At 55.9% G+C, this 12,149-nt stretch carries 8 protein-coding genes; 1 reads left to right on the top strand and 7 read right to left on the bottom strand.

The window, feature by feature from the left end:
- Positions 1-109 precede the first annotated feature (109 nt).
- The 4 genes from EKM95_RS09795 to EKM95_RS09780 all read right to left on the bottom strand — a co-directional run bounded on the left by EKM95_RS09795 (position 110) and on the right by EKM95_RS09780 (position 4,994).
- The gene (locus tag EKM95_RS09795; protein WP_164510172.1) at positions 110-1,069 is read right to left on the bottom strand and encodes a helix-turn-helix transcriptional regulator; all 960 of its coding nucleotides are present in this window, start codon (positions 1,067-1,069) and stop codon (positions 110-112) included.
- Positions 1,070-1,157: 88 nt separating this feature from the next.
- Positions 1,158-1,448: a hypothetical protein gene (locus tag EKM95_RS09790; protein ID WP_125697967.1), complete on the bottom strand. Its 291-nt coding sequence runs from the start codon at positions 1,446-1,448 to the stop codon at positions 1,158-1,160.
- Positions 1,449-1,692: 244 nt separating this feature from the next.
- Complete coding sequence (locus EKM95_RS09785; protein WP_125697965.1) at positions 1,693-4,596, bottom strand: DUF3427 domain-containing protein; 2,904 nt, start codon at positions 4,594-4,596, stop codon at positions 1,693-1,695.
- Positions 4,593-4,994, bottom strand: a complete 402-nt coding sequence (locus tag EKM95_RS09780) for a (deoxy)nucleoside triphosphate pyrophosphohydrolase (RefSeq protein WP_125697963.1) — start codon at positions 4,992-4,994, stop codon at positions 4,593-4,595. The genes EKM95_RS09785 and EKM95_RS09780 overlap by 4 nt, the downstream gene beginning before the upstream one ends.
- A 462-nt stretch (positions 4,995-5,456) precedes the next feature.
- Here EKM95_RS09780 and EKM95_RS09775 point away from each other — a divergent pair, with 462 nt between their 5' ends.
- Positions 5,457-6,761: a D-serine ammonia-lyase gene (locus EKM95_RS09775; RefSeq protein WP_125697961.1), complete on the top strand. Its 1,305-nt coding sequence runs from the start codon at positions 5,457-5,459 to the stop codon at positions 6,759-6,761.
- A 134-nt stretch (positions 6,762-6,895) separates the two neighbouring features.
- Here EKM95_RS09775 and EKM95_RS09770 read toward each other — a convergent pair whose 3' ends face one another.
- The 3 genes from EKM95_RS09770 to EKM95_RS09760 form a co-directional block, all read right to left on the bottom strand.
- Positions 6,896-7,543, bottom strand: a complete 648-nt coding sequence (locus EKM95_RS09770; RefSeq protein WP_125697959.1) for a TetR/AcrR family transcriptional regulator — start codon at positions 7,541-7,543, stop codon at positions 6,896-6,898.
- 2,149 nt (positions 7,544-9,692) lie between these two features.
- Complete coding sequence (locus EKM95_RS09765) at positions 9,693-11,195, bottom strand: hypothetical protein (RefSeq protein WP_125697957.1); 1,503 nt, start codon at positions 11,193-11,195, stop codon at positions 9,693-9,695.
- Positions 11,182-12,048, bottom strand: a complete 867-nt coding sequence (locus EKM95_RS09760) for a hypothetical protein (RefSeq protein ID WP_125697955.1) — start codon at positions 12,046-12,048, stop codon at positions 11,182-11,184. Before EKM95_RS09760 ends, EKM95_RS09765 begins: the two co-directional genes overlap by 14 nt.
- Positions 12,049-12,149: the final 101 nt, after the last annotated feature.

Genomic DNA, 12,149 nt, shown 5'->3' with positions numbered 1-12,149 from the left:
TACCAACGCATGGCTTAACAACCTAGACCACTATCAAGGATTCGTTATCATCGTTGCACTTGACTTGAAAATTGAGGCACTAAAAAAAGGCGGCCCCGTGCCGCCTTTTTTAGTCCTGATCGTACTGCGCCACCGCCTGTCGCAGCTGGTCTTTGAGCTGGGCGACCAAGGTCGGCGGCGAAATCAGCTGCACCTGCGCGCCTTCGCTGAGCAGCCACATCAACGCGCCCGCCGCATACGCCCGCGCCTCGATCACCACCCCGCCGCGCTCGCAAGGTCGAATGATCTTCGACTCCGGAAAGCGGTCCAGCGCGGTCTGGGGGTAGATCCAGCACTTGAATTGCAGCGTGATCAGCTCGCCTTTGCGCTGCAGGTACGTATTTTTCCGGTAGTCTTGCAGGGAAAATCGGCTGGCGGGATCCGGCATCGCGGCAGACGCAATGTCATCGATTGCGAGGATGCGGTCGACGCGATACGTCCAGTAGCCGTGATGTTCGCGGCTTTGCATCGCGACATAAAAATAGTAGTTATCAAAAAATAAACTTTCGGGGCGGCCATGCTGAATCGTTTGTGGCCCGCCGTCGCTCCCCATATAACTAAAGGCGATCTCCTGGTGGCGCAGAATCAAGGGCGCGAGTTCCAGCAAGCGCGACAACAGTGCCTTTGCATTGGGCAGCGGCACGTAACTGGCCTTGGCCATCTGGAGATAATCGTGGCCTAGCTCTCGATGGCGCGGCGACAGCTGATCCTCCAGCATCGCAAGGGTGGCCATCATTTCGTTTTTGGGCAGGCCGCGGCTCGCCAAAAGGATATGAGCGCACGCGATCACCGCCGAAAAAGCCTCGGTGGACGAGTTTTTCTTCAGCGTGATGATCTCGCCATCTCGCTCGAGAGTCGCGGGAAAATCATATTCCAGCAACGTATTTTTGATAACGGCGAGGTCGCGCTGAAAGGTGCGCCTCGCCGCTTCTTTGTGATAGCGGCGACACCAGTCTTCGTAAGTCAGCGCATCGCCTTGCATCAGGCGAACCAACATGTCAACGGTGCGTTCCGGACTACTTTGGCGCATCAAAACGCCTCCCATCATTTTCCCTAGTATGACGGAAATGATGAGAGGCAGCAAGTTATAATAACATTTTCAAATTAATTTTCCGTGCTCAATAGCGGTCGCGCCACCAAATATAGACGACCCCTGCGAGAAGTGCCAGGACGATGTACCCGATCCACTTGCCAAAGTCCAAGACCCCAAGCAGTGCGGAGCCGTGCATCATGCTGAAGAACAGCCAGATGTACATCGCGGCCCAAAAGACCGGCAAGGCGACAACGAGGAAGACTAAAAATAGGTGCTCAGTCTCGCCAAACCACCAAAGTGACCCTACGATCACGCCGATTGCCAAGATCAGCATCAACACGGCCTTCACACCAAAGACAAGCGTCATTCCAAACATAACTGCCCCTTCTTTCTTATTGGAGCAGTGTAGCATATCACCGCGACATAATATGACAGTTATGCGAAGGCAGGCGAAAAATCTTGGGCACCGAAAGCTGTAAACGCGTGCCACTCGGTCTACGCGACCGTCACCCGTCAATGACTGAACACGTGTCTGGCACTGTCTCTCGGTACACAAATAAACATCTGTCTTCCAATCGACAGATGTTTATTTACGACCAGACGTTCATTTTTGCCAACGCTCAATAATCAAAGTCATTCAAGGACCGATACAGTCCCGCCGGCACAGAATGCGCGAGCTTCAGCTTGAAGTTGACGAGCTTGGTCGCTTTCCCCTCCGAGTTATGCTTGACCTCGTTCGTCGCATCGATCACTTTCGCCGGGCCGAGATAATAGAAGTCGGTGCCTTCACCCTTGTCGTGGTCGGATTTCTTGACGAACAGCTGGATCATGCCGAAGTCGTGTGCCCCGATCAATACGCTTTCCACGGCGCTGGTCGTGGTGCGTCCACTTTTGGAATACCAGCGCATGGTGCTGCGATCAATAAATTGGTCGTCATAAGCCATTTTATTTTGGAACTTCTCCGTTTTTTCTAGCGCAATAAACACGGGCACAAAACGGTGGTCGCGGCGCATCATGTACCCGCCGACGTTTTGCCCGTTTTGTTCCTGGTCCCAGTTCAGCAGGCGAATCACGTCGCTCCGATAATATTTCTCGCCCGGCGTGAAGCGTTCCGCGAGGTCGAGCACGCCGTTTTGCAGCTCATACTGATTGACCGCGATCGCGTCGGCGGCGTATTGGCGAAAATTGGGCTCAGTCAGCGCGGCGGCAAAGGTGGGCGCCAGCGTCCATTCCCCATCGCGAATGACCACCAGTGGCTCAGCCCCATAGCGCTGCACGCTGGCTTTCAGTAGAAAATACTGCCCAGTCAGCCCACGTGCCACCGATGCCACGGTTTCCGCATCGCAAAACCAATTCCGCGCGCGCATCGCGGCCAGGATACCGGCGTCGGTCACGCGCACCCCAGCCAACAGCTGCCCCAGCACCCAAGACTCCACCGGACGCTTGGCCACGGCGATCTCCCGCGAGAGAAAAACAAGAAACTGATACGCTTGCCTCGATAGCGGCACTGGCGGATCATCCGGCGTCACCTTGGTCCGTAAATCATAAACAGTCTTATGCGCGCGAATAATATCTTCGACCGCCACGTTGCCGAACTTCGCAAAATCCAGCAGAAGCGGCGGCCGTCCCACCTTCGCTTGGAGGCTTTGGTAGGCCTGTTTGAATCGCAGCGCGCTGCGCATATTCGCGTGATTGACCGCCTGCAAAATATTTTTCCGCGCGACTTCCTCAAACCTGATCGTGGAGACACCGGAGATCGTCGGCGAGATCACTTTGCGACGGAGGGTGTCCTTACTGCTGCTTTGCTTGCGCTCAAACGCCAGCGGGATCAGATAATTTTCTTTGTAATTGCCAATGAAGTCCAGCACAGTCAAAAATTCCTTCCCCGCCGCACGTCGAAGGCCGCGGCCGAGTTGTTGCAGGAAGATGATGCTGGACTGGGTCGGGCGCATCATGACCACTTGGTTCAATGATGGAATATCAATGCCTTCGTTAAAAACATCGACGGTCACGATATACTGAATCTCACTATTTTCCAACCGGCGGACGGCGTCTTCGCGGGTCGCGACCGAATCGCTGCCACTAACAAATTCGGCGCCAATGCCCCGGGCGGTCAGCTTCTTCGCGAGTTGCGCGCCTTCCTCCAGACGGCTGACGAAGATCAATCCGTGCACGCCGCCCTCGCGCGGTCCGTAATAGAAGGTCTTTGATATTAGATAATCGACACGCTCATCCGAGACCAGGTCCTTGAGCTGCGTGGTGTCGCTGATGATCTGGCCATCCAGCTGAAAATCAGGCACGCCAATGTAATGAAACGGCACGAGCATCTGATCGTCGAGCGCATCGAGCAGCGAGATCTCATAAGCCAGGTTATAATCGAAAAATTCATAGACATTGCGGCCATCCATGCGGTCCGGCGTCGCGGTCATGCCCAGCATAAAAGCAGGCTGATAATCCTGCAACAGCCGCTGGTACATGGTCTCTTTTTCACCAGCCGCATTTTCGCTGACGCGGTGGGCCTCGTCGATCAAAATATAATCGAAGGCGTCGGGTCCTAATTGCGCATAAATCTCGGGCTTGATAATCATATTGATGGTCGCAAATAAGTACTTCGCCGAGGTGTCACGCGACGACCCTCTGAGAATGCCGTAATCGCGATCCGGCCCGCCCAAGACCGCCTTGAAACTTTCCAGGGACTTGCGCAGAATCTGTTCGCGGTGGACCACGTACAACAATTTGCGGGGCTGGACCCGCTGCACATCAAGCGCCGCGAGAATTGTTTTGCCCGTCCCAGTCGCGGCAACGATCAGGGCCTTACGCGCATGTTCCTGATCGCGCAATTCCTGAATCGCGGCGAGCGCATCCAGCTGCATGCGGTTTGGCTTGATCACCGAATAGTCGACCGGACTTTCGGCCACTTTCGCCTGCGTCGCGCTCGCCTGCGGTTGCCAAGTGCTGGTGTAGTGCGCGATCCACGCGGGAGTTAGCGGCACCGCCTTTTCGCACAAAGTCGAAAGCTGGTGGGACACGTTTTTCACCACGTCGCCGCGGGCCGTGGATGTGACGCGGAGGTTCCATTCGAAATTCACCTTCAACGCATTTTGCGTCAGGTTGGCACTGCCGATGATGACGCTTTGAAAATCGCGGTGCTGAAAATAATAGGCCTTGGTGTGAAAGCCTTCCGCCTCAACGATTCGCACGTCCAGATTGGGAATGTGCAGCAGGTCGGCGAACACGCGCGGATCGTTGAAGCCAAGATACGTCGAGGTGATCAGGCGGCCGCGAATGCCGTGCGCGGCAAGGTCCGCCAGCACGGGCTTCAGGTCCAGCAGGCCGCCGAGCGTCACAAACGCCACGGCAATCGTAAACGTCTGACTTTCGCGCAGCTCATCTTCCAACGCGCCGAGCACGTTTTCGTCCTTTTTGTTAGTCACCAGCATCGGCTGATATACTTCCAGCGCCTCGGTCTGGTCGTCGATGAAGCCAAAATCGGCGGCGCGGCGCAGTTCTTCTTCAGTATTCATTGACGAAACCCATCTTTCAATAATTGCGCGAGGACGGGGCGATCGGTTGGCGCCCAGGTCAAGACGCGCGCCTGATCCGCGGTGAGCCAGCGCAACTCGTCATGGGCAACGGTTTTGGTCACCGGCGTCTCAAACTTAGCGAAAAAACAATCCAGCACGACTTCGCCAAACTCATATTCTTGGTCGCCTGCCTGCTCAAAGCGGCCCAAGATTGTGGCGTCGGCACCAAATTCTTCCTTCAGTTCACGGCGCAGTGCTTGTTGCGGCGTTTCGCCAGACTCAATCTTGCCACCTGGAAATTCCCAAGTACCGCCCAGATGCCGGCCAGCCGCTCGTTTACCAGCAAATAATGTGCCATCCACAATAATAATTGCGCCCACAACTTTAATGATCGCCATATTTCCCGCCTCCAGTAGCTACTTGTTGATCATACCGTAAACCCCGGGCGGAATGGAAGATCTGGGGGGCTGGAAAATCCGGTGCGGCGGGCGATCAGGCGCCGCGTGCGCTGAGAAATCAAGGTCTAAAAGGCGGCAATCGAAACAGGAAAAAGCTGCGCGTCGAGACATACCAGTCGCGCTTTTGCGTCATCCAAAAACCGCTGAATCCATTGTCCCCCAAGGCTTACACGATTTTTCCTGCGATAATTCAGACGTGTTTCTTCTATTATATAGGCCGCGATTCCACCGTCTTCGCGTGAGGCGTCTGCACTGCATTGCCCGTGACAATATGGTACACTTCCTACTGGACAAATTTCGCAGGGCCGTCGCCTTCTGCTCAAGCGAAGTGCGGAGGCGGCGCCAGCGACATTAGCGCGTCACTATTTTTCCCAAAGCCGGCAAAATACAAGGAGGATAATAATGAATATTGATGAATTAGCCGCGTCCACGCCGATCGTTGCGGATCTGGCGGCCGGGCGCGAGGTCGTGTGGGCCAATCCGGATTATGGCAATGCGGCGACGCTTCGGCAAACGCGCGCGGATCTGTTCGATGCGGCGGCGCGGCTGGATCGGTTCGCGCCGTATTTCGTGCACGCGTTTCCGGAAACGGCGACGAGCGGCGGGATCCTTGAGTCGCCGGTGGTGCCGCTGCCCGCGATGAAGGCGGCGGTGACGGCGCGCGAGCACTACGATCTGCCGGGCGCGCTGTATCTCAAGGCGGACAATCAGCTGCCGATCAGCGGGTCGATCAAGAGTCGCGGCGGAATCTACCAGGTGTTGAAAATTGCGGAACAGCTTGCTGTCGAAGCCGGACTGATCACGTATATGGATGATTATGCAGCGTTTGATACGCCGGCGTTCCACGATCTGTTCAGTCATTACGGCATTTCCGTCGCGTCGACCGGCAATCTGGGGCTGTCGATCGGCATCGTCGCGGCCAAACTCGGCTTCAGGGCAACGGTGCATATGTCGCACGACGCGAAGCAGTGGAAAAAGGACCTCCTGCGCGAAAAAGGCGCGACGGTGATCGAGCACGACACCGATTTTTCCTCGGCGATCACGGCGGGCCGGCTCGCGGCTGACCAGGACCCCACCGTCTTTTTCATCGACGACGAAGGGAGCGTTGACCTGTACCTCGGCTACGCGGTCGCGGGCATTCGCCTGCAAAAGCAGCTGCGGGACGCCGGCATTCCGGTCGACGCCACGCATCCGCTGTTCGTGTATCTGCCGGCTGGCGTGGGCGGATCGCCGAGCGGGGTAACGTTCGGGCTGAAAATGATTTTCGGCGACGCGGTCCACGCGATCTTCGCCGAGCCGACCCACGTCCCGTCTGTCGTCCTGGGCATGGCGACGACGCTCAACGAGCAGATCTCGGTCTACGACATCGGGCTGGACGGCCTGACGGAAGCGGATGGGCTGGCGGTCGGCCGCCCGAGCCGTCTCGCCGGCCATGAAATGCGGACCCTGCTGGACGCCATCACGACGTTCAAGGACGACCGCGTGATGGCGTACACCGCCGAGCTCATGGACACCGAGCACATCCGCGTCGAGCCAAGCGCGACAGCCGGGTTCGCCGCCCTCCACGACGTCCAACCGCTCCTCGCCAGCAAGTACCCCATGGCCAACGCGACCCACCTCGTTTGGGCGACCGGCGGCATGCTGGTGCCGGATGACGAATATCAACGCGATTATACGATTGGCGAAGCGTTACTGAAATACAAGTGAGCGCAATTTAGCCGCAGATCCCACGAGCGTTTTTGTTCGTGAGATAAAAAAAGCTCGCAGGGGAATTTTTCTCCTGCGAACTTTTTATAACCAGCCTAACTGTTAATATGGCGCGGGCCACCACGCCGTATCCCTCAACTCGGACGCCGCGGCTGGCGCAGCCCATTTGGCGCCGAACCACCATAGGCGCGATTCACATAAACGCGCGACTGCGCCCACACCGCATCGGCCGCACGCAGCGGCGTTTGATCATACCGCGTATCATCGCACGCATCCACCAACAGCACCAACGCCAGCCGCACCAATTGCGCGGTTTCATTTTCATGCATAAACCCCTGCTTGGCCTTCAGCTGCGCGGCGATCTGTTGGTACTGCTTCACCAGCCCCACATGAAACGCCGCCAGATCAGCTGCAGGCATATCTTTTTCCGTCAGGTTCCGCGCCAGCGCCAGACTCTTGAGAAGCGGCAACTGCCGCGTGACCTGTTCCGCGAAAAATTTCTGGAGCACCTGGTGATTTGTGGCACCCAGCGCGTTCACCAGCGCCGGCCCGAATGCCTCAAGATCCCGCAGGACTAGGGCTGTAACCAGGTTGGCCTTGGTTGGGAAACTACGAAAGATCATTGTTTTGCCAATATTCAGATGCGTGGCCAGAGCGCTAATATTTATATCGCGATAATCTTGGAGCCGCATCTCTGTTTCAAACTCATCTAGGATCATTTTTCGCCGGGTGGCCGTGCCCATGCTCGCCCAATTCGAAGCGTGCTTCTTTGCGTTATCCATCAATGATTCCCCCTTTACCCTCATTGACAGTCACTTTTCTTTGCGGTCAATTTACACCCAAACAATTTGGAAAGCAATAAATATGCTCAGCCTCTGAGTCCACTATGCTTGAGTACAACAACGTTCAACGCGCAATTCATGGACTCCCAGTCCGCCAGTTTTGTGCTTTGAGGGCAAAACTTTGAAATCAGCGGACCCGGAGTCCACTGATTTATGCGACTACACACTTCCACGCGCACTCCATGGACTCTCGGTCCGCGAATTTGCCTGTTTGGGGCTCGAAACTTTGTAATTGGCGGACCCGGAGTCCGAGATTTGGTCCGCGCCACAGTTCAATAATCAAATTCATGGACTCCCGGTCCACAAGTTGTGTGCTCTGACGCCCAAATTTCGAGATTCGCAGATCCTGAGTCCGCAAATTTAAGCTGTTCCACGTTTCAACGCTCAATCCACGGACTCCCGGTCCACGGCTTGCTAGCTTGCACCTCGTATATTTGGAATCGACGGACTCCTGGTCCGCGAATTGTATGCTTTGACGCCAAATTTTCAAGATCCGCAGAACCTGAGTCCGCAAATTTAAGCTGTTCCACGTTTCAACGCTCAATCAACGGACTCCCGGTCCACGAATTGCCCGCATGCACCTCGACGCTTTGAGATCGACGGACCAGGAGTCTGCGGATTTATGCAACGTCACATTACATCAATCAAGTCTATGGACTCCCGGTCCGCGAGTTGTATGCTTTGACGCCAAATTTTCAAGATCCGCAGACCCTGAGTCCGTGGATATAAGCTGCTCCACGCTTCAACGCTCAATCAACGGACTCCCGGTCCACGAGTTGCCCGCATGCACCTCGACGCTTTGAAATCGGCGGACCAGGAGTCTGCGGATTTATGCAACGTCACATTACATCAATCAAGTCTATGGACTCCCGGTCCGCGAATGGTATGCTTTGACGCCCAAATTTTCAAGATCCGCAGACCCTGAGTCCGTAGATATAAGCCGTTCCACGTTTCAACGGTCAATCTACGGACTCTCGGTCCGCGAGTTTCGCACTAGGACCTCGAAACTTAAAAATCCATGGACCCCGAGTCCGCCAATGAATTCTGTGCCAAGGCTCAAAGATTAAGTCTATGGACTCCCAGTCCGCAAATTGCGTGCTTTGACGACGAATCTTCGAGATCCGCAGCCCCTGAGTCCGCAGATATGTGCCGGTCAACGTTTCAACGGTCAATCCACGGACTCCCGGTCCACAACTTGCTAGCTCGCACCTCGTATATTTGGAATTGATGGACTCCTGGTCCTCGAATTGTATGCTTTGAGGCCAAATTTTCGAGATCCGCAGACCCTGAGTCCGCAGATATAAGCCGTTCAATGTTTCAATAGTCAATCCATGGACTCTCGGTCCACGAATTGCCCGCTTACACCTCGTATATTTGGAATCGATGGACTCATGGTCCGCGGGTTGTATGCTTTGATGCCAAATTTTCAAGATTCACAGACCCTGAGTCCGCATATAAGCCGATCAACGTTTCAACGGTCAATCCACGGACTCCCGGGCCACAACTTGCTAGCTTGCACCTCGTATATTTGGAATCGATGGACTCATGGTCCGCGGGTTGTATGCTTTGTCGCCAAATTTTCAAGATTCACAGACCCTGAGTCCGCAGATATAAGTCCTTCCACGTTTCAATAGTTAATCCATGGACTCTCGGTCCACAAGTTGTGTACTTTGACGCCGAATCTTCGAGATCTGCAGACCCTGAGTCCGCAGATTTACTTTGCTCCACGATTCAACGCGCAACCCCGGAATCCCGGTCTGCGAGTTGCGCGTTTTGACCTTGAAACTTCAAAATCCGTGGACCGGGAGTCCGCCGATACATGACGTTTCACGGTGCAATGATTATAGCTGTGGACTCCCAGTCCGCGAGTTGCGCGCTGTGACCTCGAAACCTCGAGATCCATGGACCGGGAGTCCACGGATCTAAGCCACGCCGCAGTTCAACGTTTAAAAAAATGGACCACCAGTCCGTGAATTATGCCTGTTGACGTCAAAACCTCGACATCGACGGACCCCGAGTCCGGAGAAAGGGGCAACCCTAACTCAACGGAAAAAGGCCCAAGCCATCTACACGACCCGAGCCTCACTGATCAGCTCAAGAAATACTGATCCGTTTCACTTATTTGGTGCCTAATCATCTTCTCAGAAACCCCCGCGGCTCTGGCCAAATCAATGGAGGCGTCAAATCGTAGCTGGATGTTCCGCTCAAGATCAAAGGCAGAATCTTGCAAGCGGCCAAGTGACGCGAATTGCGTCCTCAGTGTAGCCAGTGAAACTTGCGCGTCGGCAGACATTCCTGCGATTGCGGCGTCGACGCGCTGTTTCATTTGCCCCACCAGCGCATTTTCCCTATCTGCGAAAATGCCTTCGCCCATCTGCATCGCGGCGGAGGCGGCGATCGAGCCAATCAGCGCGCCCAGCACTGGCACGGGGATCAGCGTTTGCACAAGCACCGCACCCACCGCTGCGCCGGTCGCCTCGATCGCGTTGAGCAGAACCAGATCGGAAAACTCGTCAGCATCGATGGTTCCCTGCCTGAGCTGGAGTGTTGCGCTTGCCAGCCCAAATGTGCCAGACACGACAGCACCAGCGCTTGGCGCAGCAAGTTTCGTGACGTTGGTGAGGCCATAGATCGATGCCCCAGAGATGCCGCCTTTGAGCGATTCGGCTCCTGTTTTTACACCAGCAGCAGCCCAATCATCCGCCTCGAATTGCCAAACTTCCTTGCCATTGCGGTGCTTCTGATAGATAAAGCCAGCGAGGCCGAGGCCCCCTTGAAGCGCGGCACCGACACCCGCGGATTTGACGCCTTCCGCCATGCTCGGTCGGGCGGTCTGCTGCGCGGTGGCACGCGCCTTTTTGGTATCGTTGCGGGCCGCCTTTTTCCCGGCAGTCGCGGTGTCGTGCAGAGTTGCGGATTCATTTTTCAGGGTCCCATCGATCGTTTTGAGCTGCACACCGGCGTAATCGTCTACAGACGGGCGCAACCACTGTTCAAAGGATTGTCCGCGCAATTCGCTTTCGCGGGTGACGGCGCTGCGAATCTCCGTGATCGTCGAAAGCCGGAGCGAGTTGTCGCCCATCTTGACATTCTTTTCACCGGCCATGATGGCTTCGATCGCGGAAAAATGGTCCCGCGGAATCATCATCTGGAGGTCTGGATAGTTTCGAGCCTGGGCAATTTCCCGGCTCAGGTCTTGGTAAAATTTCATCTGCACGCCGCGGCCCCCAATCAACAGGTCCGCGTGGCCGTTGTTGTTCAGCCAAGCTGTTCCTGGCTCAAGGTCCGCTATAAGATCACGAGCGTTGCGAATACCGACTTCCGCTCGCTCGGCGATGAACCCGTGAACACCTTTCAGCCCACCGCGACCGCTATCGATCAGTGCAGAAATATCTGCGTGAGCCCCATCCATTTCCGCCAACGCAGATTCTACTTGAGCGGCCCATTTGGTTAGGTCACGAGATTCGTTTTCAAGAATGGCGGTCAGCGATTTTTGTAGCTCGCTGAGGCGCAGGTAATTCAAGAAGCCGACATAAGAGGCCACGCCCTGGGATGCATCATGCGCAAGCGGCGATTGTTTAGTCTTCTTCATGCAAAGCCATCTCCTTGTTGACGAGTTGCGCAAGTGTCAGGGTCGCGTTGACGAGCAGGCCGGCCTGCGCCTTTTCGTCATGGGTAAAACTCGCGTAGTCGGTGCCGGTCACCGCCTTGTTCGCCTCACGGACTGCGGTGCGCTGGCGCTCGGTCACCACATTTAGGTCGGCGACCTCTTCAATCAGGCGTGCGATGTTGACGCTGGCCTTTTCCAGGTCGAGGCGCTGCGCCACCAGCTTGCCCGCTTCACTTTTATTTTTCCGAGCGGTCAAAACGCCGGTGACGACGCTGGCCGTCCCAGCGATGCCCGCGACTGTCCAGCCGACTGGACCGGCGAGCGCTAAAAGTGTCGTGCCCGCCGCCATGCCACCGCCGCCAGCGGCAACGGTGCCCATGCCAAGCCAGGCCAGGGCGGCACTGTTCGCGGCCGCCCCGGACAAAGACGCAATCGCGGTGCCGGTTGAGGCCACGCCAAAGGTCGTCGCGATGCCCATGGCCGCAGTTGGCCCCATCGTCGCGACCGCCACGCCCAGCGCCGCGAGGGTCGTGCCGGTCGCCGCAGCCCCGGCTCCGAGCGTCGTTTGGTGACCTGCGCGTTTTACTGTTTCTTCTTTCAAATCAAATGCCTCGATCTCGAGCATGATCTGGTGTTGGGTCACCTGAAAGTCTTTTGGGGTCTTTGCCAATTTGGAGACATGCGCTTGGACTTTTTTGATCAGCGCGATGCTGGTGAGGCGAAGTTGGTAGAGGTCCTTGACTTGATCTGCGAGAATAGTGCCTTGCTCCTGGTAGTGTTCATCTGCCAGCTTCAGATCTTCATTGGCCTGATCGAAAAGCTTCCTATTAAACATGGTGGGTCCTCCCTGATTGAGTCGTCTTAATATAAATTTACCGCGTTGCGCATCAGATAGGAAGCATCACGCCTTTTGATGAAGTCGTGGACTGTCCCACA

It is taken from the genome of Lacticaseibacillus yichunensis, assembly GCF_003946405.1.
GTDB lineage: Bacteria > Bacillota > Bacilli > Lactobacillales > Lactobacillaceae > Lacticaseibacillus > Lacticaseibacillus yichunensis.
The sequence above is the reverse complement of the archived record's forward strand: the minus strand, read 5'-3'. Positions and strand labels throughout refer to the sequence as shown.